The organism is Kiloniella sp., assembly GCF_048270245.1.
Taxonomy (GTDB): Bacteria; Pseudomonadota; Alphaproteobacteria; order Kiloniellales; family Kiloniellaceae; genus Kiloniella.
Window position 1 is genome coordinate 509,905 of the sequence record NZ_JBLWTH010000003.1, and the last position, 25,005, is coordinate 534,909.

At 45.2% G+C, this 25,005-nt stretch carries 20 protein-coding genes; 15 read left to right on the top strand and 5 right to left on the bottom strand.

The window, feature by feature from the left end:
- Nucleotides 1–2: 2 nt before the first annotated feature.
- Nucleotides 3–857 (bottom strand): MurR/RpiR family transcriptional regulator, encoded by an 855-nt coding sequence (locus tag ACN0W5_RS10055; protein WP_417453998.1) that lies wholly within the window; start codon nucleotides 855–857, stop codon nucleotides 3–5.
- A gap of 363 nt (nucleotides 858–1,220) precedes the next feature.
- On the opposite strand from ACN0W5_RS10055, the gene ACN0W5_RS10060 reads away from it, so the two are divergent.
- The 4 genes from ACN0W5_RS10060 to ACN0W5_RS10075 all read left to right on the top strand — a co-directional run bounded on the left by ACN0W5_RS10060 (nucleotide 1,221) and on the right by ACN0W5_RS10075 (nucleotide 6,503).
- Nucleotides 1,221–2,252 carry an ABC transporter substrate-binding protein gene (locus ACN0W5_RS10060; protein ID WP_417453999.1) on the top strand — a complete coding sequence of 344 codons (1,032 nt, stop codon included), beginning with the start codon at nucleotides 1,221–1,223 and terminating at the stop codon, nucleotides 2,250–2,252.
- A gap of 36 nt (nucleotides 2,253–2,288) precedes the next feature.
- Complete coding sequence (locus ACN0W5_RS10065; RefSeq protein ID WP_417454000.1) at nucleotides 2,289–4,523, top strand: ABC transporter permease; 2,235 nt, start codon at nucleotides 2,289–2,291, stop codon at nucleotides 4,521–4,523.
- Nucleotides 4,520–5,617, top strand: coding sequence for an ABC transporter ATP-binding protein (locus ACN0W5_RS10070; RefSeq protein WP_417454001.1), 1,098 nt, complete (start codon nucleotides 4,520–4,522; stop codon nucleotides 5,615–5,617). The genes ACN0W5_RS10065 and ACN0W5_RS10070 overlap by 4 nt, the downstream gene beginning before the upstream one ends.
- Before the next feature lie 64 nt (nucleotides 5,618–5,681).
- Nucleotides 5,682–6,503 (top strand): inositol monophosphatase family protein, encoded by an 822-nt coding sequence (locus tag ACN0W5_RS10075; RefSeq protein ID WP_417454002.1) that lies wholly within the window; start codon nucleotides 5,682–5,684, stop codon nucleotides 6,501–6,503.
- Between the two features lie 106 nt (nucleotides 6,504–6,609).
- On the opposite strand, the gene iolG is transcribed toward ACN0W5_RS10075, so the two are convergent.
- Nucleotides 6,610–7,599 carry an inositol 2-dehydrogenase gene (iolG, locus tag ACN0W5_RS10080; RefSeq protein WP_417454003.1) on the bottom strand — a complete coding sequence of 330 codons (990 nt, stop codon included), beginning with the start codon at nucleotides 7,597–7,599 and terminating at the stop codon, nucleotides 6,610–6,612.
- Nucleotides 7,600–7,821: 222 nt separating this feature from the next.
- On the opposite strand from iolG, the gene ACN0W5_RS10085 reads away from it, so the two are divergent.
- From ACN0W5_RS10085 to ACN0W5_RS10105, 5 genes are all read left to right on the top strand, one after another.
- On the top strand, nucleotides 7,822–9,741 hold the full coding sequence (locus ACN0W5_RS10085; RefSeq protein ID WP_417454004.1) for a bifunctional 5-dehydro-2-deoxygluconokinase/5-dehydro-2-deoxyphosphogluconate aldolase: 1,920 nt from the start codon (nucleotides 7,822–7,824) through the stop codon (nucleotides 9,739–9,741).
- Between the two features lie 102 nt (nucleotides 9,742–9,843).
- The gene (iolD, locus tag ACN0W5_RS10090; RefSeq protein ID WP_417454005.1) at nucleotides 9,844–11,691 is read left to right on the top strand and encodes a 3D-(3,5/4)-trihydroxycyclohexane-1,2-dione acylhydrolase (decyclizing); all 1,848 of its coding nucleotides are present in this window, start codon (nucleotides 9,844–9,846) and stop codon (nucleotides 11,689–11,691) included.
- A gap of 4 nt (nucleotides 11,692–11,695) precedes the next feature.
- Nucleotides 11,696–12,583: a myo-inosose-2 dehydratase gene (iolE, locus tag ACN0W5_RS10095; protein WP_417454006.1), complete on the top strand. Its 888-nt coding sequence runs from the start codon at nucleotides 11,696–11,698 to the stop codon at nucleotides 12,581–12,583.
- Between the two features lie 51 nt (nucleotides 12,584–12,634).
- Nucleotides 12,635–13,444: a 5-deoxy-glucuronate isomerase gene (gene iolB, locus ACN0W5_RS10100; RefSeq protein WP_417454007.1), complete on the top strand. Its 810-nt coding sequence runs from the start codon at nucleotides 12,635–12,637 to the stop codon at nucleotides 13,442–13,444.
- A gap of 199 nt (nucleotides 13,445–13,643) precedes the next feature.
- Nucleotides 13,644–14,426: a substrate-binding periplasmic protein gene (locus ACN0W5_RS10105; protein WP_417454008.1), complete on the top strand. Its 783-nt coding sequence runs from the start codon at nucleotides 13,644–13,646 to the stop codon at nucleotides 14,424–14,426.
- 135 nt (nucleotides 14,427–14,561) lie between these two features.
- On the opposite strand, the gene mtgA is transcribed toward ACN0W5_RS10105, so the two are convergent.
- The 3 genes from mtgA to ACN0W5_RS10120 form a co-directional block, all read right to left on the bottom strand.
- A complete protein-coding gene (mtgA, locus tag ACN0W5_RS10110; RefSeq protein WP_417454009.1) occupies nucleotides 14,562–15,224 on the bottom strand; it encodes a monofunctional biosynthetic peptidoglycan transglycosylase in 663 nt (220 codons plus the stop codon).
- Between the two features lie 144 nt (nucleotides 15,225–15,368).
- Nucleotides 15,369–17,588: a hybrid sensor histidine kinase/response regulator gene (locus tag ACN0W5_RS10115; protein WP_417454010.1), complete on the bottom strand. Its 2,220-nt coding sequence runs from the start codon at nucleotides 17,586–17,588 to the stop codon at nucleotides 15,369–15,371.
- Between the two features lie 88 nt (nucleotides 17,589–17,676).
- Complete coding sequence (locus tag ACN0W5_RS10120) at nucleotides 17,677–18,708, bottom strand: amino acid ABC transporter substrate-binding protein (RefSeq protein ID WP_417454011.1); 1,032 nt, start codon at nucleotides 18,706–18,708, stop codon at nucleotides 17,677–17,679.
- A gap of 268 nt (nucleotides 18,709–18,976) precedes the next feature.
- On the opposite strand from ACN0W5_RS10120, the gene ACN0W5_RS10125 reads away from it, so the two are divergent.
- The 6 genes from ACN0W5_RS10125 to ACN0W5_RS10150 all read left to right on the top strand — a co-directional run bounded on the left by ACN0W5_RS10125 (nucleotide 18,977) and on the right by ACN0W5_RS10150 (nucleotide 24,931).
- Complete coding sequence (locus ACN0W5_RS10125) at nucleotides 18,977–20,023, top strand: amino acid ABC transporter substrate-binding protein (protein WP_417454012.1); 1,047 nt, start codon at nucleotides 18,977–18,979, stop codon at nucleotides 20,021–20,023.
- Between the two features lie 181 nt (nucleotides 20,024–20,204).
- Nucleotides 20,205–21,380, top strand: a complete 1,176-nt coding sequence (locus ACN0W5_RS10130; RefSeq protein ID WP_417454013.1) for an amino acid ABC transporter permease — start codon at nucleotides 20,205–20,207, stop codon at nucleotides 21,378–21,380.
- A 2-nt stretch (nucleotides 21,381–21,382) separates the two neighbouring features.
- Nucleotides 21,383–22,471, top strand: a complete 1,089-nt coding sequence (locus ACN0W5_RS10135) for an amino acid ABC transporter permease (protein ID WP_417454014.1) — start codon at nucleotides 21,383–21,385, stop codon at nucleotides 22,469–22,471.
- Nucleotides 22,472–22,495: 24 nt separating this feature from the next.
- The gene (locus tag ACN0W5_RS10140; RefSeq protein WP_299381241.1) at nucleotides 22,496–23,272 is read left to right on the top strand and encodes an amino acid ABC transporter ATP-binding protein; all 777 of its coding nucleotides are present in this window, start codon (nucleotides 22,496–22,498) and stop codon (nucleotides 23,270–23,272) included.
- A 12-nt stretch (nucleotides 23,273–23,284) separates the two neighbouring features.
- On the top strand, nucleotides 23,285–24,187 hold the full coding sequence (gene serB / locus ACN0W5_RS10145) for a phosphoserine phosphatase SerB (protein WP_417454015.1): 903 nt from the start codon (nucleotides 23,285–23,287) through the stop codon (nucleotides 24,185–24,187).
- Nucleotides 24,188–24,319: 132 nt separating this feature from the next.
- On the top strand, nucleotides 24,320–24,931 hold the full coding sequence (locus tag ACN0W5_RS10150; protein WP_417454016.1) for a response regulator: 612 nt from the start codon (nucleotides 24,320–24,322) through the stop codon (nucleotides 24,929–24,931).
- The last annotated feature ends 74 nt before the right edge of the window (nucleotides 24,932–25,005 follow it).

Here is a 25,005-nt window from a genome sequence, read left to right on the forward strand (position 1 = left end):
TATCAAGTTTTTTGATCCAAGGCATGGCCTAGCGCGACCACTAAGGTTAAAGCCAATGTCATGGTCGCAGAGAGAGATCTGAAAGCATGCACCTCAACTTCTTCGACCTCTAAACAGACATCGGAATGTTGCGCCAAGGGACTAAGAACGCCATCACTAATTGAAACAACGGGAATACCCTGTGACTTTGTCTCTTTCACAAGCTGGACAACATCAGATGCATAGCTTTTGAAACTGATCGCTAGCAACGCGTCCCCTTTACGCATAGAGCGCGCTTGTTCCAAAAACATCCCCCCATTTCCATCGATCAGAACACAGCGTTTATCTAAATGTGCTAAAGCGTAGGCCAAATAACTCGCTATTGGAAAAGATCTGCGCTGCGCTGATAAATATACGACATCAGCCTTTGCTAAAATATCAACCGTCTGCTCCAGCCTTTCAGGGCTAATCACATCACGAAGGTTACTTAATGCAGCAATGCCGCCATCAATAAAATCATCCAACACAATACTGGAAGCATTGGATTGATGAACACTATCCCTGCCCAAAGAACGAATCCGCTCTTTATAGTTTGAGCCATTCTCGACCAGATGAGATCGAAAAACCTTTTGCATCTCACTAAAGCCAGTGTACCCGAAAGCTTTAGCAAATCGGATAAGGCTAGAAGGCTGGACAGCAGCACGCTCAGCAATAGCAGAAACCGTTTCCAGCGCCATATCATTGGGATTATCCAACGCATACTCCGCGATCTGTTTTAGCCGCTTACTCAGATCGTCATGGCGAGAAGCCAACTCATCTCTCAAAGTTTCATAGGTGCGGGGCGTAGTCATCAAAGAACCTTTCATTTTATTCTTCATAACAGACTCACAAAAAAATGGAATATAAATTCTACATAAGGAATAAATGATACTCTTTCTCGCGCCCCCCATGCTTCGAAACAACACGCATTACGCGAAGGAGCTTTTAAACAAAGGACTTAATCATCACATAGTCACAACCGATCAAAGAACGACCCTCGTCTTTGGTAAAGACTTAATTTAGAAAATATATTCCAATAATAATTTTATTGAAATTTTTCTTTCATTTCTTTTTATCCCCTCTTATCATCGCAGCAAGGACAAAGATTCTTAATCGGGTCTTTGAACCAAATTGTGCGTTAACGTGCACAAGCTAAAGCAAGAGGAATAACCTCAAAAAAGACCAAAAAGGGAGGTCACGGGATGACTAAAAAGAATATAGCATTTGGGTTCGCTGTTGCAGCACTGTGCGCTGTATCAGCGGTTTCTGCGCAAGCAAAAGAGAAATTGAATGTTCTCTGCGCTGCGGATGAAGAATGGTGTAACCTTATGAAATCAACGTTCGAAAAAGAGTCCGGCGTTGATGTATCAATGGTACGCAAAAGCTCGGGCGAAATCTTCGCGCACATTAAAGCCGAAGCACGAAACCCCAAGGTTGACGTGTGGTGGGGTGGCACAGGTGACCCACATTTACAAGCAGCTGCAGAAGACTTAACCACACCCTATAAATCAAAACAAATTGATAACCTTCTTGAGTGGGCACAAAACCAAGCGAAACAAGGAGATTACAAAACAGTTGGAATTTATGCTGGGGCCCTTGGCATTGGTTACAACGAAGAACTCTTAAAGGAAAAAGGGCTTCCGACACCAAAATGTTGGGCTGATCTAACAAACCCCGCCTACAAAGGCGAGATACAGATGGCAAATCCAAACTCATCCGGGACAGCTTACACAACACTTGCAACCGTTGTGCAGCTTTTTGGTGAAGAAAAAGGCTTTGAATTTCTGGCAGGACTTCACGCAAACATAAACCAATACACAAAATCAGGGTCGGCCCCGATTAAAGCCTCCGCGCGCGGTGAAACCACACTCGCGATTACTTTCATGCATGACATGGTCAAGCAGGTCAAAAAAGGCTTCCCAATCAAGGTCGTCGCCCCATGTGAAGGTACTGGTTACGAAGTCGGGTCCATGAGCATCATCAAAGGTGCCCGTAATCTGGACAATGCGAAAAAATTCGCAGAATTTGCGCTTCGTTCAGACGTACAGTCCTTGGCTGAGCAAGCAAAAGCCTATCAAGTTCCATCAAACTCAGGATCTTCTGTTCCCGAAGGCGCACCAAAGCTCACAGAGATCAAATTGATCAACTATGACTTTGCTACATACGGCTCAAGCGAGACACGAAAACGTCTCCTAAAGCGTTGGGATGACGAAATTAAATCTCTGCCACGCTAATTCATAAGCGTCATTTGAGATAAAGAGGAAAGATTCGTGCGTACATCATTTTTTCCGTGGCTTGTTTTGGGCTGGATTGGCTTTGCCATACTCCCTTGGTATGCCCTTGAAGATGGCTTTTGGGCATTTGAATGGCTTATCGATGGCTATCCCTTTGATAGCGATTATGCCCCGGCGCTGCTTCAGATATTTCAGGGTAAGGAATGGTTACTACCACTTATCTTTCCGCTTCTCTTCCCCCTATGGATTATTCACAAAATCAAAAGCGATCCCAAATATGCTTCAACTCTGATTATATCGGGGGGATTTGGCCTCGCCTATCTGCTTGGACAAGGCTTTAGCATCGGCATAGGTGGCTGGGAATTCAGTACGTTAGAAAGTATGTTTGGCATACTGGAAACGCGCCAATTTGGGATGGGGTATGGGGCACTCCTCACCGCCGGGTCCTTTCTCATTCTCCTAACCACAGGACTCGCTGCCGCAGGAAACCTGCGGGGTGATGTTTTTGTCACATCAGCGATTGGAATTGTCGTCGCACTTGTCGCGACGTTTGTCTTTTTACCCGTCGGGAAAATCCTAGTTTCGGCCTTTGTAAATGAAGAAGGCCTCTACGCCCTCAGTACCTTTACAGACAACTTTTTTACCAAGAAAATATGGGGCCTTGAATGCCTGAGTTCCAGCGTCTCTTGCGGTGTTGGGTTAAACTCGTTCTTTCTTGCTATTTTAACAGCGACATCAACGACCCTACTGGGACTTGGCTTTGCATTGGTCGCAACCAGAACCGATTTCCGCTGGAAAAAATCTCTTAGGGTTCTCACTATCCTACCAATCATTACACCACCTTTCGTCATTGGCCTTGCGCTCATCCTGCTTTTGGGGCGCTCTGGGACGATCACACAATTTGTTGCGGACCTTCTAAATATCGAAGCGGGGCGTTGGCTTTATGGTTTGCCCGGCATCTGGCTGGCGCAAACGCTTTCCTTCACGCCTATCGCCTTTCTTGTCCTGATCGGTGTGGTAGAAGGTGTCAGCCCTTCAATGGAAGAAGCATCCCAAACACTTGGTGCCAGTCGATGGCATACATTCAAACAGGTCTCTCTTCCCCTAATGCGTCCGGGTATCGCCAATGCCTTTTTGATCGGCTTTATAGAAAGTATGGCTGATTTTGGTAACCCCATGGTGCTTGGCGGTAACTACGATGTTCTATCCACAGAGATCTTCTTTGCGATTGTCGGCGCCCAAAATGATCAAAGCATGGCTGCTGTTCTTGCAATCATCCTTTTGACGTTCACACTCAGCGCCTTCTTTACACAGCGCGTATGGCTTGGGAACAAGTCCTACACCACAGTCGCGGGCAAAGCTGATTCAGGCATTCATGCAGGAATGAACCCGCTACTACGCTGGGTTTGCCTGTGCGTTACTATTCCTTGGGCACTCTTTACAATTGTCATTTACGGCACAGTTCTCTTTGGTGGTTTTGTTGTGAATTGGGGACGCGATAACAGTTTCACTTTGCGACATTACGCTGATGGTTTTGGCGTTGGCTGGAACGACGGCAGCTTAGTATGGAAAGGTGCCGCTTGGGATTCTTTTTGGACGACAATTACGATTTCAGCAATCGCGGCCCCCCTTACCGCCGCGCTAGGCCTTCTGACCGCCTACCTTTTAGTCCGCCAGAAGTTCAGTGGAAAAAACATCTTCGAATTCGGCACGATGTTAAGCTTTGCGATCCCCGGAACGGTTATCGGTGTCAGCTATATTCTTGCTTTCAACGTTCCCCCCTTTGAATTGACCGGAACGGCCGCAATTCTAGTTCTCTGTTTTATGTTCAGAAATATGCCTGTCGGTGTTCGTGGTGGAATAGCAGCCATGAGCCAACTAGATAAAAGCCTGGACGAAGCTTCTCTCACACTTGGGGCAAACAGTTTTACAACATTGCGGAAAGTTATACTCCCGCTATTACGTCCAGCAATTGTTGCGGCCTTGGTATACAGCTTTGTCAGGGCGATCACCTCGGTCAGTGCTGTTATTTTCCTCGTCAGTGCAGATCATAACATGGCAACGTCCTATATCATCGGCCTCGTGGAAAATGGCGAATATGGTATCGCCATTGCCTATTCTTCTGTTCTGATTTTTGTGATGTTAACGGCAATCCTGCTCGTGCAAAAAGTCATTGGCGAGCGTAAACTTCGCAGAGCCGACAGGCTGGCACCACAATCTAAAAACTCAAAACCATCAACTAATTCTGCCGCGATGGAGAAACAAGCATGAGTCTGCACCTAAAAGCAGGATCCGTTACCTTCGAAAATGTCACAAAAAAATACGGTGCTGTTACGGCAATTGATAATGTGTCCTTTTCGATTGAACCCGGTCATCTCGTCACCCTTTTAGGGCCGAGTGGTTGCGGAAAAACCACCACCTTGCGCATGATTGCCGGACTGGAACATGCCTCTTCCGGGCGGATTTTAATCGGCGGAAAAGATGTGACAAGCCTTCCTGCCACAGATCGTGATGTCAGCATGGTTTTTCAATCTTATGCCCTTTTCCCCCACATGACAGTGGGCGAAAACGTGGCTTATGGCTTGACCGTTAGTGGATCAAAAAAAGCCGAAGCAACAGAACGTGCAGAAGAAGGCTTAGCGCTGGTCGGCCTTGCTGGCTATGCATCACGTTTGCCAAGTGAACTTTCTGGTGGCCAGCAACAAAGGGTCGCCGTTGCACGCGCCCTCGTTCTAGAACCAGAAGTATTGCTCCTTGATGAACCCCTATCAAATCTGGATGCGAAACTTCGTCGAAAAGTACGCGAAGAAATAAGGGATCTACAACAGAACCTTGGCTTAACCGCCGTGTACGTCACACACGATCAAGAAGAAGCCCTCGCCGTTTCTGATCGTATTATTGTCATGAATAGATCTGTTATTGCCCAAGAAGGCACACCGAGAGAACTGTATGAAGCCCCTTCATCAGCCTTTATCGCTGACTTTATTGGGGATGCAAATCTAATCGCGGGTGAAGTAATCAACGCAGACCACGAAAAAGCTAAGGTACGTATAGATAGTATCGAATACGACTTGCCAAGCCGTGGCTTAGGGCGTGGGTCGGCGCAAATTGCGATACGCCCCGATTCAATATTACTGGAACCTGCCCTACAATCTTCCGGGCAATCGTCTGAGGGTGCCAATCAGGTTGGCATCAAGGGCAGCGTCACCCATTCAACCTATTTAGGCAACCAAATGCACTATACCATCGACAGCCCCTTGGGTGAACTTTTTGTCGTTGATTATCGTATAGACAACGCCATCAAGGCTGGCAGCGATATCTCCATAACCTTTGCAACCAAAGGCATGGCACTAATAGCCCCATAAGCATCGCACAGAAAACACCTCTCCCAAACAGCCGTATTAGGCATAAATCTCTAAGGACTCTATTGTGTTTCTCACCTATCAGAACCTTTCCCACGAAGATAAGAATGAAATTGATCAAAGGTTCCTTCACGGCAAGGAAATGATCAAAGAAGCAGGCAAAATTGCCCTTGATTATTTCAATCGCCGGGATGAACTAATTATAGAAACAAAAACGGATCCACAGGATGTCGTCAGCATTGCAGATCAGAATGTCGAGAAAATTATCCGTGATCTAACACGAAAGAAATTTCCGGGTGACGGCTATCTCGGCGAAGAACACGGACAGGAAAAGGGGAGTAACGATTATCTCTGGGTGATCGACCCCATCGACGGTACTGCGTGCTTCCTGACAGGAATGTATGCTTGGTGTATTTCCGTCGCCCTGATGAAAGGGGACAATATCGTCGCAGGTTTTGTGTACGACCCCAACACGGATGAACTTTTCTCCGCCCTAACCGGGAACGGCGCGCACTTAAATAATCAAAAAATTGAAACTCAAAATATCAATTCCGTTACCCAAGGGGTAATGGGCTTGGGAACATCCCATCGCATCCCACCGTCACAACTATTACCATTTCTCGACAACCTGCTTTCAGCAGGCGGCATGTTTATCCGCAATGGCTCTTGTGCTCTGATGATGTCATATGTCGCATCTGGTCGTTTGATTGGCTACTACGAACCTCACATTAACCCATGGGATTGTCTGGCGGGTATTATTCTTATCGAAGAAGCTGGTGGATGGTCATCACCTTTTCTTGAGAACGACGGCTTGAACAAAGGAAATCCCATTCTCTCATCAGCTCGCGGAGTTGCCGAAGACTTGCAAAAAATGACAGGTCTTGCGTGACTAACTATAGGGCATAATTGATCTCTGAAGTTCTTTCGAGTTCACACAAAAAAGCAGAGGGCGCGTTTCGCATCCTCTGCTTTTTTAGATCAAACTCTGCCGCCGGCTAGACCAGTGAAACGGGCACGCCAGTCTTCAGAGATTCTGTTGCCGCATCGGCCAAGGCCTGTGCCATGAGGCCATCGTACCCACTTGGCGAAGGCTGTATGCCCTGTTCTACGACATCGATGAAGGCATTGAGTTCATCGCGATACGCAGCCATATAGCGTTCCAAAAAGAAATGCTGAACAGGATCAGCTTTAAAGCCAGCTGATGTTGCGACTTCTACAGTTGTTTCATGAACATTACCTGCGCGGAGCATACCTTTTGATCCATGGACTTCCACTCGCTGGTCGTACCCATAGGTTGCCCGGCGTGAATTGGATATCTGACAAACCTTACCACTTGCAGTTTTCAACACAGCCAGCGCTGTATCCACATCCCCTGCATCGCCGATAGCCGGATCAACCAACGCCGAACCCGTGGCATAGATTGAAACAGGCTCTTCCCCCAACAGAAACCGCGCCATATCAAGATCATGAATCATCATATCGCGAAACAGGCCACCGGATCGTTCAATATAAGAAACTGGCGGCGGAGAAGGATCTCTGGATTGAATGGTTACGATTTCAACATCACCGATTTCACCGTCTGATAACCGACGCTGTAATGATGCAAAATTCGGGTCAAAACGACGATTAAAGCCAATCATCAATGACTGGTTACAGCTTTCAACAACCTTTAAACAAGTTCGTATTCTGTCCGCATCCATATCTACAGGCTTTTCACAAAAAACAGCTTTACCAGCACGCACACCCGCTTCGATGAAATCAGCATGTGTATCTGTTGAAGACGCAATAAAAACAGCCTGAACATCATCTCGGGCCAACATATCTTCGACCGATGAAATTTCGGCACCCGTTTTTGCCGCCAAAGATTTTGCTGCCTCGGCAAAAGCATCTGAAACCGTCACCAACTTTGCCCGTGCATTTGCCACGATATTATCTGCGTGGAGCTGCCCAATTCGACCAGCACCAATTAATCCAAACCCAACCAAAAGAGCCTCCAAAGGAATACATATTCTGAATTGACTTAAATATAGAATATGTGTTTCATTGTCACAAGAAGAAGATGTGAAAGAAACCGTTTTTCAAATCCTAGATATGAAAAGTGAAACTTTTTTCACGCTATAATAAAGATCAAAAGTCCGCGTATTATACAATAATCGGATAGGTCTAAGTGCCCGCAAGTAGACCAGCAAGAAGAAACGACAAAAAATATGACTAAGCAACAAGATCTCGACGTAATTACCATTGGCCGTGCCTCTGTCGATCTCTACGGTCAACAAATTGGTGGACGTTTGGAAGATATGGCGAGTTTCGCAAAATCTGTCGGCGGCTGTCCGGCAAACATCGCCATTGGCACCTCAAGATTAGGGTTGCAATCCGGCTTTATCACACGGGTCGGTGACGAACAGATGGGGCGTTATATCCGCGAACAAATGGCACGCGAAGCCGTTGCAACAGACGGCATTATCACAGACAAAGAACGCTTGACGGCATTGGTGTTGTTGGGCGTCAGGGATGAAGACACCTTTCCCTTAATTTTTTACCGTGAAAATTGCGCCGATATGGCCTTGTGTGAAGAAGATATAGATCCCGATTTTATAAAAAAATCTCAATCAGTTCTCATTAGTGGCACGCACCTATCAAAACCCAATGTACTTGCCGCAAGCAAAAAAGCAGTCTCGATCGCAAAATCTGCAGGACGCAGAGTGATTCTTGATATCGATTACCGCCCCAATCTTTGGGGGTTGGCAGGCCACGAATCAGGCGAAGAACGTTTCATCAAATCAGATCTCGTGACCACCCATCTTCAATCTGTTTTAGCTGATTGTGATCTGATTGTTGGTACAGAAGAAGAAGTTCACATTGCTGGCGGCACCGAAAACACACTCGAAGCCTTAAAAAAGATCCGCTCCCTTTCCTCCGCCGTTGTTGTTCTCAAACGTGGTCCAATGGGCTGTATCGTTTACCCTGATGCGATACCGTCAAATTTGGAAGAAGGTATCACGGGTCCTGGCTTCCCTGTAGAGGTTTACAATGTGTTGGGAGCAGGTGACGCGTTCATGTCAGGTTTTTTAAGGGGTTGGCTTACCGACGAGGATTATGAGACTTGCGCCAAATGGGCCAACGCTTGTGGTGCCTTTGCCGTTTCTCGTCTGCTCTGTTCCCCAGAAATCCCGACTTGGGATGAATTACAGTATTTCCTGAAAACAGGAAGTAAACATCACGCATTGCGTAAAGATCAAGATATCAACCACATTCACTGGGCAACCACGCGCCGCCCCACAGATAAAAGCCTTATGGCCTTTGCCATCGATCACAGATCTCAATTAGAAGATATGGCTGATCGCGCGGGGGTATCCCGTGATCGCATCCCAGCGCTTAAACAGCTCGCGGTAAAAGCTGCCAGTAACGTCGCTCAAGGCCGACCGAACTATGGTATGCTTCTAGACAGTACTTATGGTGTCAAAGCACTTTTTGATGCAGCAAAAGAACCCTTGTGGATCGGGCGGCCCGTCGAATTGCCCGGATCGTATCCTTTAGATTTTGATCAAATCGAAGACTTGGGATCACATCTGATCGAATGGCCCGTTGACCATGTTGTTAAATGCCTTTGTTTCTATCATCCCAACGACGAGAAAAGCATCAGAGAGCAACAAGAAAAATCCCTTTTGCGTCTTCATGAAGCAGCAAGAAAAATTGGGCGAGAACTTCTGATAGAAATCATCGCTGGCAAAAATGGCCCCCTTAACGACGAGACAATTTCAAAAATCATGGCCCGACTTTATGAACTGGGCATCAAGCCGGACTGGTGGAAACTGGAACCACAGACCAGCAAAGTTGCCTGGCAAAATATCAGCAATGTGATAGAGGAAAATGATCGTTATTGCCGAGGCATTGTTCTTCTCGGACTTGAAGCCCCCGAAGATCAACTAAAAGAAGCCTTTGCCTCTGCTATATCATCACCATGGGTCAAGGGTTTTGCCGTGGGTCGCACAATCTTTGCCGAAGCGGCCAATGCATGGTTACAAGGAAAGATTGATGACGAAGCCGCAATCGCAGACATGGAGAATAAATTCCAACGCCTGACAAATTCCTGGATCGAAGTAGAAAAAGCTACGCGCTTTTCCTAAACAGGAACACCCTGACAACAAGAACTGAAACCCGAGAAACAAAATATGTCATACTTCATTTTACTTACAGAATAGAAGTCTGAACAGACCGGATTAAGACAGATGAAAACGATACGATTAACAATGGCGCAAGCTGTTGCCCGATTTTTAAGTGTTCAGAAAATTGAAATTGATAACAAGGTTGAACCAATCTTTGCTGGGGTATGGGCAATCTTTGGGCACGGTAACGTCTCGGGAATGGGCGAAGCTCTCTATCAGGTTCAGGATAAACTTCCCACATACCGGGCGCACAATGAACAAGGTATGGCACACGCAGCGATTGCCTTTGCCAAATCAAAGCAACGCCAACGTATGATGGCCTGTACAACCTCCATTGGTCCCGGCGCAACAAACATGGTCACGGCTGCTGCATTGGCCCATGTCAACCGTCTCCCACTTTTATTGTTACCCGGTGATGTTTTTGCCAACAGGCACCCTGATCCCGTCCTTCAGCAAATTGAAAATTTTAGCGACGGCACGATTTCGGCAAATGATTGTTTCAAGCCCGTATCCAGATACTTTGATCGCATCACACGTCCTGAACAGATTATACCCGCCCTAAACAGAGCCATGAATGTTCTCACAGATCCGGCTGATTGTGGTCCTGTAACATTGTCCCTTTGCCAAGACACCCAAGCCGAAGCCTATGATTACCCAGAAAGTTTCTTCGAAGAAAAGATCTGGTACATTCGACGTCCTACTGTTGATGCCAAAGAACTCGAAATTGCACTTTCAGCTTTGAAAGTAGCCAAAAAACCTTTGATAATTGCAGGGGGTGGCGTCCACTATTCCAAAGCATGTGATGCTCTTCGATCTTTTGCAGAAAGGCATAAGATACCCGTCACAGAAACGCAGGCAGGGAAATCAGCCCTTCCCCACGATCACCCAATGAACATGGGTGCGATAGGCGTCACTGGAACCTCTGCAGCAAACAAGCTCGCTGAAGAAGCCGACATTATTCTGGCTGTGGGAACAAGACTTCAGGACTTCACGACCGGATCATGGGCACTTTTCAAAAACCCAGATCGTCGGTTTATCGGTATCAACGTACAAAACTTTGATGCCACAAAACATAGGTCTCTGCCCTTGATTGGTGATGCCCTAAGTACGTTACAACAGCTAAGTACAAAGCTTGAAAGCTGGCAGGCACCAGATGAGTGGGCCACCTTAGGGCACAACGCACACCAAAGTTGGCTTAATGACGCCAGCAAGGTTACAGCCTCAACGCCCGACCTTTATCCCTCTGATGCCCAAGTCATCGGTGCTGTTCAACGATCATCCCCCAAAGACAGCATTGTTGTCTGTGCAGCTGGGGGATTGCCCGGCGAATTACATAAACTGTGGCAGGCCTCTGCCCCCGGAAGTTACCACGTAGAATATGGCTATTCCTGTATGGGGTACGAGATTGCGGGCGGGCTTGGTGTCAAGCTTGCCAATCCAGACCAAGAAGTCATCGTCATGGTTGGCGATGGCTCTTATTTGATGATGAATTCCGAAATTGCCACCTCTGTTCTACTCGGGCAGAGACTAACAATTGTCGTTCTAGATAACCGTGGCTATGGATGCATCAATCGCCTGCAACGGGGCACAGGGAACCCCTCGTTCAACAATCTATTGGAACACACCAATCATCAATCCTTGCCAGATATTGATTTTAAAGCCCACGCAGAAAGTTTGGGAGCAATTGCGTCAAAAGTCAGCACAATTGATGAGTTGGAAGCAGCGTTAGAACAAGCCCAAAATAAAGATAAAACTACCGTCATTGTGATCGATACAGATCCATTGGCTTCGACAGAAGCTGGCGGGCACTGGTGGGATGTCGCCGTTCCGGAAATATCATCAGACAAGAATGTAAACTCTGCGCGTGAAAACTATGAAACCGCGCTCAAGCAACAACGTATCGGAGACTAAATTAATGACCATTCGCATTGGGGCCAATCCTATTGGCTGGTCAAATGATGATATGACGGAACTCGGTGGTCATATCCCGCTTGAACAATGTCTTCGTGAAGCACAGGAAGCAGGGTTTGTTGGCATGGAGCTTGGCAATAAATTCCCGCGTAAAAGTGAAACACTAAAGGCAACACTTGCTGAATACGGTCACAGCCTTGTGTCCGGTTGGTATTCTTCTGAACTACTAACCCGCAGTGTCAAAGATGAACTTTTGAACCTGCGGCCACATCTGGATCTTCTAAAAGGTTGTGGTGCTGACGTTCTGGTTTTTGCCGAAACATCAAACGCCATTCACGGCGACATAAACATCCCCCTTTCCAAACGACCTGTCTTACATGACAAAGATTGGGCCCAATTTGGCAAACGGGTGACAGAGATCGGCGACATGACTTTGGCCGAAGGTGTCCGCCTTGTGTATCACCATCACATGGGTACCATTGTGCAATCCGAAGAAGACATTCACAATTTTATGCGTGTCACGGGTCCCTCTGTTCATTTGCTTTTGGACACAGGTCACGCGACATGGGGCGGGGTTGATCCCGCGACACTGGCAGCGCGTTACAAGGATCGGATCAGTCATGTACACACAAAAGACATCCGCTCGGATATAATGAAGAAAGCAGCCGATAAGAATATGAGCTTCCTTGAGGCTGTCATTGCCGGTGTCTATACTGTTCCAGGCGATGGCATGATTGATTTCATCACCACACTTAAAGAACTTCAGGGGTATCAAGGTTGGATCATCGTCGAGGCTGAACAGTATTCAGAAGAAACTTCAGCGCTTAGCTTTGCAAAGCTGGGTTATGCCAATTTGGTCAAATACCTGCAAGAAGCCAACCTTTTAGATTAAAACAGTTCAAGCAAATAACCACTCACCCCCACAATCGCACGAGAAACAATCATGAGCCACCTACTTGTAAAGCCATCAGTGCCCGACAACAGCGGAAAAATCATCGAAGTTACTCCTGAAAGTGCCGAATGGACGTATGTTGGCTTTGATGTGCACAAGCTTTTAAAAGGTCAAACCATTTCAGAACAGACAACGGATCGTGAAGTCTGTCTCGTCTTTGTGTCCGGGAAAGGCAAGGTAAGTGTGGATGGTCAGGACTTTGGATCTCTTGGCGAACGCATGTCCCCCTTCGAAGGAGATCCTTGGTCCGTTTATATTCCCGGAGGCTGCAAATGGTCTTTAACCACAGAAACCGATGTCGAACTGGCCGTATGCTCTGCACCTGTAACATCTACACCCGATGAACGGCTGAAACCTCGTGTGATTTCACCAGAAAAAGCAAGTAGAGAAACACGTGGAGAAGGCACAAACATTCGGCATGTTGCCAATATTCTGCCCGAAACAGAGCCAGCAGACAGTCTGCTTGTTGTCGAAGTCATAACTCCTAGCGGGCACTGGTCATCCTACCCGCCCCACAAACATGATCAAGATGCATTGCCAAATGAATCCTTATTGGAAGAAACTTATTACCACCGCCTAAATCCATCACAGGGTTTTGCCTTCCAGCGCGTTTATACTGATGACAGATCCTTGGATGAAACCTTTGCCGTAGAAGATCGTAATGTCGTCTTGGTACCAGAAGGTTACCACCCCTGCGGTGCTCCCCATGGATACGATCTATACTACCTCAATGTCATGGCTGGCCCCAAGCGAATTTGGAAATTCCATAACGACCCAGATCATGAATGGATGCTGACATAAGTTTCTTTGTGCTGGATTTAAGAGCTAAGCAATAAACAGCAACAGAGCTTATAGAATTGGGAAAAATACAATTATATAGCCTTTTAGATAAATATATTTTAAAATGTATTTATCTAAAAAAAACAACCTATAATACTTGGTACATATAAAAATATAGCTAACTACGCATTCTGTTCAGGAGTAAGTAGGTATAGTGAACATGGGATTGATTAACCGCCTCAGTATTTTACAAACAGTTGTCATGACTTTTTTTTCATCGGCTGTAATTGCCGCTGAGCCAGTTATTATAACAACTCATGAACTCCCCCCCTACAGTTATTTTGATGAAGAGAATAACTTTACAGGCATAGCCACAACTGTATTGGAATGTGTTTTACATAAACTTGAAAAACCATATAAAATTCAAGTTGTTCCTTGGAAAAGAGCTCAAATACTTGTGCAAAATCATGAGGCTGATGGATTTTACGCAGCCTCAAAAAACGCATTTCGCGATAGCTATGCTGTGATGACAAAGGCAATTGCGGAACAAACATGGACCTGGTATCTCCGCAAAGAATCCCTCCTTGATCCGCAATCCAACGACTTCAAAAAGAACGCTAACGTTTCCAGTTTTCTAGGGGCGAATATGCATAAATGGCTGATTGCCAACGACTATAACGTTTCGAATACGCCAGCGACAGACACAAAGAGCTTACTTAGAATGTTATTGAGCGACCGTTTCGAAGCTGTTCTGGCAAACGAACTTGTTATGGATCGGCTCTTACATAAAACTGATCAGCTTGAACATGTTCGAAAAGTGGACCTAAAAAACAAACCTCTTGGCGTATATTTTTCGAACCGCTTTTTGCTTAATAATCCGGGTTTTATTGAGCAATTCAACCAGCAAGTTACCCCTTGTCGCAAAGATAGTGACAATATCGCACACTATAATCATCCACTTCTCCTGCCACCCCACACGCAATTAAGTTTAATGCTTCACTAGTAAGCGGCAGAACGAATACAAACCAAGGGGAGAATTAAGAGCGGTTCCAACACCTGGAAACAACCCCACCCAAAACATAAAACTATATTTGCATACTAATGGCGTTGCTTTTATCACAGGTAGGATGCACTTCATCTAAACACATGACCAAAGCGATGCCGGTGCGATACGCATATTTCTCATAATTTTATCTGCTCTCTTTTGAACATTTGTGCTTGGCCGCGCGGCATTTCTTGTTAACGGATTAGGTAAGACAGCGGCAAGACGGGACGCTTGACGCACCGTCATATTTTTAGCGTTCCTCTTAAAGTGCGCCTGAGCAGCCGCCTCGGCACCGTAAATTCCCGGACCAAGCTCTGCTATATTCAGATAAATCTCTAAAATACGGCGTTTGGGCAATATAGTTTCGAGCATGATAGTCAGGGGAATTTCGAGTACTTTTCGAACCTTGCTCCTCGAGGGCCAAAGAAAAAGATTTTTGGCCGTTTGCATCGAAATCGTACTTGCACCCCGTGATGCCGTTCCAGTGTAGATTAACTCGTTCCAAACAATCTCCAATTGTTTCCAATCAAATCCAGCATGCTCACAAAACCGCTGATCTTCAGAAACCAAAACGGCCCGTACAAGATTTGGCGAGATGTCTTCTAATGCGACAAAATCATATTGAATGGGGTCATCTCTGATAAACATGAGTGGCGTCGCCAAAGGCGGTACGACCCAATAAAACAATATTATTGCTAGCGGGAATACGCCCCCGATAAATACGCATATCCAGAATAAACGACGGAGAAACTTCATAAATTTTAACTCCCCCAAACGGGGTTTCCCCTTATCACAGATTAATATGCCCACGAGTTTAACAATCTCACAAACAGGTACAATACGCTTGTACAACATGGGACGCTTGTACAACATGGGACGCTTGTACAACACGAGCAAAAATCATACCCGTGAAATATCTCGCCGAGCTAAGTGCCTTAAAAACGCCGCTAGTTTTGCGGGGCGTATCGGCTTGTTATAATAGCTAAATCCTTTTCTTTTTGTTGCCGCTTCAATTTCCGGGTCAGTGTTCCCAGTCAAAATAATTCCGCGATTTCTTTCGTCTTTTGTAAGGAGAGAATCAAGAACATCCAAGCCTGTTTTCTCACTCTCTAATTCGTAATCGGTCACATAAGCCAGCGGCTGTATTTCGGCTGTATTTAACAATCTTTTTAGTTCTGCACTATTTTGAGCCGCCAGTACGTTACATCCCCACTTTTCAAGTAACCCTGTCATTGCAACAATGATCTGTGGATTGTCATCCAGTAAGACAATTGTTTGATCGTTTAGAATATTTTCATTGATCTTCTTTTCAACAATAGTCGAAGTCTGTTCACAAGAATTAACCCGATCCGCTTCTATCAGTTCAAGACTGAAAATCGCCCCTTTTCCTATATCAGAAAAAACAGTTATCTCGGTCTCTAACAAAACTGCCATCTGTTGAGCAATTGCCAAACCTAAGCCAAGGCCCTTTTCAGATTTATCGCCATAACGATAAAACTCATGAAAAATTTGTTGCTGTTGATCCTTTGAAATACCACGACCACTATCCTGAACCTTAATCGTTACACCTTTTCTCGAAGATACGGCCTTGAGTATAATTTCTCCTTCTTGGGTATAACGAACAGCATTGGAAAGAAGGTTTCGTAGAATCCGATCCAACAAAAGAGGTTCGCACTTAACAGAAAGATCATTCCCTTCAACACGAAGCACTAATCCTTTCTCCGCAGCGAGTATTGCAAAATCAGTTTCCAGAGTTGCAAATAAGGATTTCAGTTTAAAAGAACGTATTTCTGCAACTCGTTCTCCTCTTTCCAACTGTGAATAATCGAGAATAGATTCGAACAGATCATTCATATGTTCAACAGATCGACCAATATTTTCTACAACGGTGCTTCGTGCTTTATTAGAATTTTGATCCAACAAGGTTGCTACAAAAAGGCTAATTGCGTGAAGTGGTTGTCGAAGATCGTGACTTGCAGCAGCCAGAAACCGCGATTTTGCTTGATCCGCGCGAACCGCTATATCCTTAGCCTCTTCCAGTTCCTCTTCGCGTTTTTCAATAACATCGACAAAAAACTTAAAAGCTTTCGTCATATCAGTTATTTCATCATTCCCAGAGCTTGTAATAGGCGGACGCTGCCCCGAAGCATGGGAAAGCATTGTTCGGTTAAGGTTGGCCAACCGTTGAATAACCGATTTATTAATATGAAAGAAAACAAGGACCGCTGCGACAGAGCCCAAAAGTGACATAAGCAAGAAAAGAACACTACGATCCTGGGCATCCTGATCTAGCTGCTCGCTTCGGGCTAAAATATTATTTTGTAATTTCCGAGTCAGAATTGAAGCCGAAGCCACAAAACGATCTGCCACAATTTTATTCTGGCTAAACGTGCCTTCAACTAAATCCCCAAGTTGGAAAGATTCATTTTTCAGCTTTATAATACCATTCTCTCCAAGAGAAAGTATCTGAAGATCACGGACGAGCTTTTGAGCCGTTAATTTGACATCATCAGGAAAATACGATGTTTCTTGCTCTATCTCTTTCAAAAGGTGCGTAATTTGCTCTTCAAACTTTTGTAATTCAAGAGGAAAATCACTTGCTGCCGCAGTTGGAATTAGTAGTAAGGCCGACGAGAAAGCATTACTCCATTTTTGATAATCACGATTAGTCCCAGTGAGTTGTGACAGCTTGGCTCGAAAGGAAAATAGCTCTTTGTTCAGTTTTGGTATCCGATTAAGTAACTTTTTCGTTTCGGTAGAATTCAAAGCTTTTTGCCTAACCAAGTTTGCTACAGCATGGAGGTTTTCAACCAAAGTATCTTTTAATTCCCGGAATCGCTGTAGCTCTTTCTCAGAGTTCCCTTTTTCAAGCTCGACCAAAATCTCTTCCAACCAAGCTTCCTGATCGGCGACCCGTAACAAAACAGCTTGCCGAGTACCTTTACTATTCGTCGCCAACAATTTTGGTGCAAAAGACGCTAAATTTGCAGAGATTTGATTTAATTTAGCCCCTGCAACAACTTTTGGTAAATCGTTCCCAGTAAAATCAGCCAACCCATTTCGTAGATCATTAAAAGAATAGAGAGAAACAACGCTGGCCCCCGCGATCAGAAGAACCATACAACTTAAACTCGCCAATACCCTCGTAACAATTCGGCGTCCAAGAAACCCGGATCTTTTGTCAGCGTTTAAATTCATCTAATCAGGTTTAACGCGCAGGCAAAGCGTACATAAGACCGCCCTTTGTCCATAAATTGTTCATTCCCCGCTCCACCTTGAATTGAGAACCTTCACCTAAATTACGGTCAAAAATTTCTCCATAATTTCCGATATCTCCAATAACGCGGCTTGCCCAATCCGGGTCAAGCCCAAGCGCACCACCAAGGTTATTAACCTTGCCAAACAATCGGGTTTGCTGAGGAGAAAGTCCCTCTTTCATTTTCTGTAAATTTTGAGACGAAATCCCAAACTCCTCACTGGCAACTGTCGTATTAATCACCCACTTTACAATATCAAACCACTGATCATCATCGTTTCTCACCGCAGGTGCCAAAGGCTCTTTTGAAATAACGTCTGATAATATCACGTAGTCATCCGAACTTGGTGCCAACATGGCCGCACCCGCTTGCAAATCAATTCGATCCGACGTCATTAAATCACACCGACCGTTAAAAAAAGCATCCCACCTTCCCTGTTGAGTTTCCAGCACCAGTATTTCCAAATTTGTCTGATTACGATTAAGATAATCGGCAAGATTAAGCTCACTTGTCGTACCTGAATTCACACAAATTGTACCTGATTTGGCCTCATTTAACTGAGTAATGCCAAGCTCTGATCGCGCTATAACACCTTGAACTTCATATAGAGTAATACGTGTGAAATTGATCTCCATTGCCGCATCTCGGCTAAGGGTCCAGGTTGTCGTTCTGGTCAAAAGATCGATTTCGCCCTCTAATAAAGTGGTGATGCGATTTTGACTATCCACAGGAATAAAACGAACCGCTGTAGGGTCTCCCAATGTGGCCGTCGCAACTGCTCGACAGAAATCCACATCAAATCCGTGCCATTTCCCTTGAATATCGCGCTGGGCAAACCCAAAATCATGCTCCCCAACACCACAGGTCAGATAGCCTCGTTCTTTAACGATATCAAGGGTTGATGCTGAAGTTTTGCCGCCTCCAAAGCTAAGTCCCAAAACAAGAAACAAAGCCGCGGAATGGAAAAAATTTGATCTAAACACGGTCTTGCACCCTCAAATAGATTACCCAGTAAAATGACTATATCAAAGCCTCTCGGAATATACAGTGGCGTACGACCTTAATCGTAAGAATACTCCTACGAACTACGACTTTAGTCTCGATACCCAATACCTCTGTCCAATTGCGGCATCTCTATTTTTTGGGGAATGATTGGCTTAACACGGCCCTCAAAAAAATATGTTCCCCAATTAAGGAACAAAAAAATAATGCGTTGTGTAGAACAGGAAACTTAAAATTCAGAGGCATTCAATGAAAAAATTCGCTGTTAACAAAAGTACTGGTAAAAAAATTTCTGGGTTGATGGTCGCCGGACTTGCCCTTTTTGCAACACAGGCATCAGCAGGCACACTTGATGACGTAAAAGCACGAGGTCACATTAACTGTGGTGTCAGTGAAGGCGTTCCTGGGTTCTCTAACCCGAACTCTGACGGTGTCTGGTCAGGACTAGACGTCGATATGTGTCGCGCAGTATCTGCAGCCATTTTTGGCGAAAGTGACAAGATCAAGTTTGTTCCTCTTGCCTCTAAACAAAAAATACTTGCTGTGGTCACAGGCCAAGTTGATCTGACGTCCCGGACCACAACTTGGACAATGAAACGCGACACCAAAGAAGGTGTCGACTTCACCACTATCGTTTTCTATGACGGTCAAGGCTTTATGACCCGTAAAGATTTGGGTGTAAACAGTGCCAAAGAACTTGATGGCGCAACCGTGTGTGTAACATCGGGTACAACAACAGAATTAAACCTTGCCGACTTTGCACGAGCCAACAGCTTGAACTTCGAACCAGTTGTTTTTGAAGGCAAAAAAGAAGCCGTGAACGCATATCGTTCCGGTCGTTGTGACGCGCTCACAACAGACAATAGCCAACTTGCATCATTCAGAACAACAATGCCGGATCCAAGTGCTCATGTGGTTTTGCCGGAAATCATTTCAAAAGAACCTCTTTCCCCGTTGGTAAAACATGGTGATAACCAGTGGAAAGATCTTGTGACCTGGACAATCAATGGCCTGATTACCGCTGAAGAACTTGGTGTTACTCAGGAGAATCTTTCCGACCTATCTGAAGCACAGCGTAATAACCCGACAGTACAGCGTATGCTGGGCGCTTCAGGTGAATACGGTAGCTATATAGGTCTAGAGAACGACTGGATGGTTAACGCAATTTCCGCCGTTGGGAACTACGGTGAAATATTTGACCGTAATCTAGGCAAAGACAGTCCCCTAAACCTGCCCCGCGGCACCAATGCATTATGGCAAAATGGTGGTCTCATGTACGTAGCACCATTACGCTAATGCCTTTTTGCTTTGGCTGGTGTGGTTAGTTAAAAGCAAAAACCGGTAAGAGCAGTTTCACAAATAAATGAACTGCTCTTACCAACACGAACAAGGGTTCACCTACTGAACCACAGCGGTAATTCAAGGGACTTTTTTCATCTAAAGATCCTTGCCCCTCTTTCCGACCAAAGGTTAAATGATGTCGAAATCTACCAGCGCGCGTCTTGGTGGGCTGTTTTCCTATCGCAATTTATTGTCCTGTCTCTATCAGACACTCACAGCAGGAATCGTCATTGCCTGTGCCTATTACCTTTTGCTCGCGACCCAGGAAAACCTAGAAGCACGCCACATTGAATCTGGCTTTTCCTTTCTCTCTCTGGAAGCTGGTTTTCCCATTGGGGATTCTCTGATTTCCTATAGCCCGTCTGATACTTACGGACGTGCCCTTTTAGTCGGAATCATTAACACCTTCTTTGCGGCAATCCTTTGTATTTTCTTGGCGACCATAGTCGGAATCGTAATGGGTGTTGCCCAGGTATCCGGAAATCCACTCATTGCCAGAATGGCCGAGGTTTATGTTGAGATCATGCGCAACATTCCCGTTCTTTTGATTCTTTTATTTGTTTACGGGGTTGTTCTGGTCGGCCTGCCATCAGTTAAACAAGCGATTGAATTCATACCTGACGGCTTCCTCAGCCAAAGAGGGATCTTTGTGCCCAGACCAATAGCCGGTGAAAACTTTATTTACCTCATGGTTGCCCTTGGTTTAGGGATTATCGGAACAGTTTTTTTTCTTAAATGGGCGAAGAAGACCCTAGATGCTACAGGGAAAAGTTATCCTACAATATGGATTTCCTTGGCTTTAATCATCATCCCACCTGTGGTTGCCCAAACAATTTTTAGCGATGTCCTGACTTGGGAAGTACCAGAGCTTAAAGGCTTTAACTTTAAAGGTGGCTGGGTTTTCCGCCCGGAATTTGCAGCTTTAGTTTTTGGCTTGGTGCTCTACCGCGGAGCATTTATTGCGGAAAATGTCCGAAGCGGCATTGTTTCTGTTCAAAAGGGACAGCGTGAAGCTGCCACAGCCCTTGGATTATCCTCAGACCGGACCATGCGGGATGTTGTCCTGCCTCAGGCGCTTCGTACGGTAATTCCTTCCACCACCAACGACTATGCAAGTTTGGTCAAAGACAGCTCCTTGGCCATTGCCATTGGCTTTCCCGATATGGTGTCTGTTGGCGGGACGATGATTGGCCAGAACGGTCAAGCCATTGAGGTCATCGCCATTTGGATGGGCGTTTATCTCTGTATCAACTTGGCCATCTCTTTGCTGATGAACATTGCCAATAACAAATTCCAACTAGTGGAGCGTTAATCATGACTATGGTTTTCCAGCCCTCTCCGGACATGCCGCCTCCTGCGTCACAAACCGGCCTTCTTCACTGGATAAAAAACAATCTGTTCAACAGTTTCGCTAATGGCCTTTTGACCATTGTTGGCTTAGCTATTTTGGCAAGCATTATACCTCCTCTGGTTAACTGGGGCCTGCTTGATGCGATTTTCCAAGGTACTGCAGAGACATGTAGACAAGGGCAAGGTGCTTGCTGGGCCTTTGTTGATGCACAGATAAAACTATTCTTATTAGGACCATACCCCACAGAATTAGCCTGGCGTCCTATTCTTTCAGCTGTTTTGCTTTTCGGGCTGTTTATTATTACCGCTCGGCATATGCTAAAGACTGCTCATCTGGTCGTAGCCTGGCTTATCCTACCCTTACCGATTTATTGGCTTATCGGTGGCGGATTAGGACTAGAGGTTGTTGACACTTCTGAATGGGGTGGGTTAATGCTCACCTTGGTTCTTGCTGTTGTTGGTATTTTGGCTTCTCTTCCAATCGGCGTTCTCTTAGCGCTTGGCCGCAGCATGCAAAACAAAATTATCAAGATTTTTTGTATCTGTGTCATTGAACTGGTCCGCGGAGTACCGCTGGTTACAATCCTTTTCATGGCAACAATTATGCTTCCCCTGTTTCTCCCCACAGACGTTGAGATCGGTATCCTCTATCGTGTTCAATTTGGTATCATTCTTTTTTCATCAGCCTATATTGCCGAAGTGGTCCGCGGAGGTCTCCAGGGCGTGAGTAAAGGGCAAGGCGAAGCAGCCGTGGCATTAGGTTTGAACCGCTGGCAAACAACCGCTTTCATTATACTACCTCAGGCTTTGAAGATTGTTATTCCCCCTCTTATTGGCCGCTGTATCGCACTTCTCAAAGATACCTCTCTCGTTGTTGTCGTTGGCTTGCTCGACTTTCTCGGTATTGCCAAAGCAGCTTCTCAGGATGCCGAATGGCTTGGTTTTGACGCAGAGGCCTTTGTTTTCTGTGCTTTCATTTACTGGGTACTTTGTTTCTGTCTTAGTCGCTATGGCCGTTCGCTCGAAAAGCGCGGCCAGGTTGGTCATCATTAATTAGGGACGCAATAGGAGTTAGTTATGTCAGGACAAAATGCAGCCCTCGCGGCAAAAAATGAACAAGACACCGTCATTTCTCTTGTAGATATGAATAAATGGTATGGGGACTTTCATGTTCTCAAAAACATTAACCTTGAAGTTCAAAGAGGCGAACGTATCGTTATCTGTGGTCCATCAGGCTCTGGTAAATCTACTATGATTCGATGCATCAACCAGCTTGAAGAACACCAGTCTGGCACCATTATCGTTAATAATCAGGAACTCACCAACAATACCAAAGCGTTGGAGAAAGTGCGCAAAGATGTTGGTATGTGCTTTCAGCACTTCAACCTCTTCCCGCATATGACTATTCTTGAGAACTTGATCTTGGCCCCAATATGGGTTCGGAAGATGCCACGCAAAGATGCCATAGACCTCGCGATGACTTATCTAAAGCGCGTAAACATTGCTGAACAGAGCCAAAAATATCCGGGTCAATTATCTGGTGGCCAACAACAGCGTGTTGCAATTGCCCGTTCACTTTGTATGTCCCCCAAAGTCATGTTGTTTGATGAACCAACATCTGCGCTTGACCCTGAAATGATCAAGGAAGTTTTGGATGTGATGGAAGAGCTCGCTAATGATGGTATGACCATGCTTTGCGTAACCCACGAAATGGGTTTTGCAAAATCGGTTGCCGACCGCGTCATTTTTATGGACGGAGGGGAAATAGTTGAAGAAAACGAACCAAACGAATTTTTTAATAACCCTCAGATGGATCGGACCCAACTTTTCCTGAGCCAAATCCTTTCCCACTAAAAGTCAGCCCCTATGAAAACACAAAATCATGTCCTGGTCCTGTCTTCACGGGCAGACTTGCCCTTTGCTATCACAGACCATTGTGCTTCTTTTTTGGATAATAGAAATGTTAAACTAGAGAAAATTAATATTCTGGGCGACAAGGGTTTAGAGTTAATTTTTGCCAGCGATTTTTCCGCTCATCTAGCCGAGTTGCGCGAACAGCTAAAACCATTAGAAATTGATGCAAACCTCTGTTCGACAATAAACAGAAGAAAGAAACTTCTTATTGCCGATATGGATGCGACTATAATTACCTCTGAATGTATTGATGAATTGGCAAGCATTCATGGAATATCGGACCAAATAAAGGCCATTACCAGCAAAGCAATGCAAGGAGAACTCGACTTTGACAGTTCTTTACGGGCAAGAGTGAGCTTGTTATGCGATCTCCCCACAAAAGCCATAGAAATTGCTTACAGGGACAAAGTATCTCTGACTGCTGGCGCACAGACACTAATTCAGACGATGAACACCTTTAAAGCCACGACAGTTCTTGCGTCCGGTGGGTTTACTTGCTTTGCAGAAAGGATAGCTCAAAGAGTTGGTTTTCATCACTGTCATGCAAATAAACTTGATATAGCAGATGGGCGTCTCACAGGAACAATCATCGAACCTATTCTCGGAAAGGAAAGCAAGAAAACCATTCTACAACAATATATGTGTGATCTTAGGATCAATGCAGATGACACAATAGCTGTGGGCGACGGTGCCAATGATGAAGATATGATCAAAGCCGCAAGTTTTGGTGTGGCCTTTAATGCGAAACCTAGCCTGCGACAACATACGCCTTTACATATTGATCATTCTGACTTGACCTCATTACTCTTTCTACAAGGGTACAGAGAAGAAGAATTTGTTAGAAATACCATTTAAGAAAACACATTCAATTCACAAAAGAAACTTGGCACCAAGACTTGCTAACTCTCTATATGCCTCGCTATTATCTTTCCCATACGCTCAACCACTAAGAGGTTGAGCGTAATGTGCATAGGTAACGAGGTTAACTTGAAGATACTGATTGCAGACGATCATCAAATGGTTCGAGAGGGCGTTAAAGGCGTTCTTTCAGCCTTGGATGAGAACCTAGAGGTACTTGAAGCTGAAAACTTTCAGGGGGTACAGAAAATTTTATCCCAGCACCCTGAACTGGACCTTCTTCTTTTGGATATCACGATGCCTGGAATGAATGGGATATCCAACATCAGCATACTCAAAAAACAAGCACCTGATATTCCTGTCGCAATTCTTTCCGCCCATAACGATGCAAAGTTAGTAAAAGAGGCTTTGGCCCTTGGCGCTGATGGTTATATATCAAAAACCTCAAAAACTGCCGTTATGCTGAATGCAATACGCCTTATTCTTGATGGCGAAATTTACATCCCATCACTTTATCTAGATCAGAGTTCAAATAACCTTAACAGTGGAACCCCACGACTAGATATTTTAACTCCCCGCCAACGAGAAGTTCTCGATCGTATGCGTAAAGGGGCATCAAATAAAGAGATTGCACGTGAAATTGGCTGCGCAGAAAGTACGGTTAAAGCTCATGTAACGGCTATTCTTAAAGCCTTAAATGTAAACAGCAGGGCCAAAGCATCTGCGCTTCCCCTCGTTTAAAAATAGCTTCCTCGATTATCTCTGTTTCCACTTCACAAAGACCAAAACCCGGCAACTCGAATGAGTTACCGGGT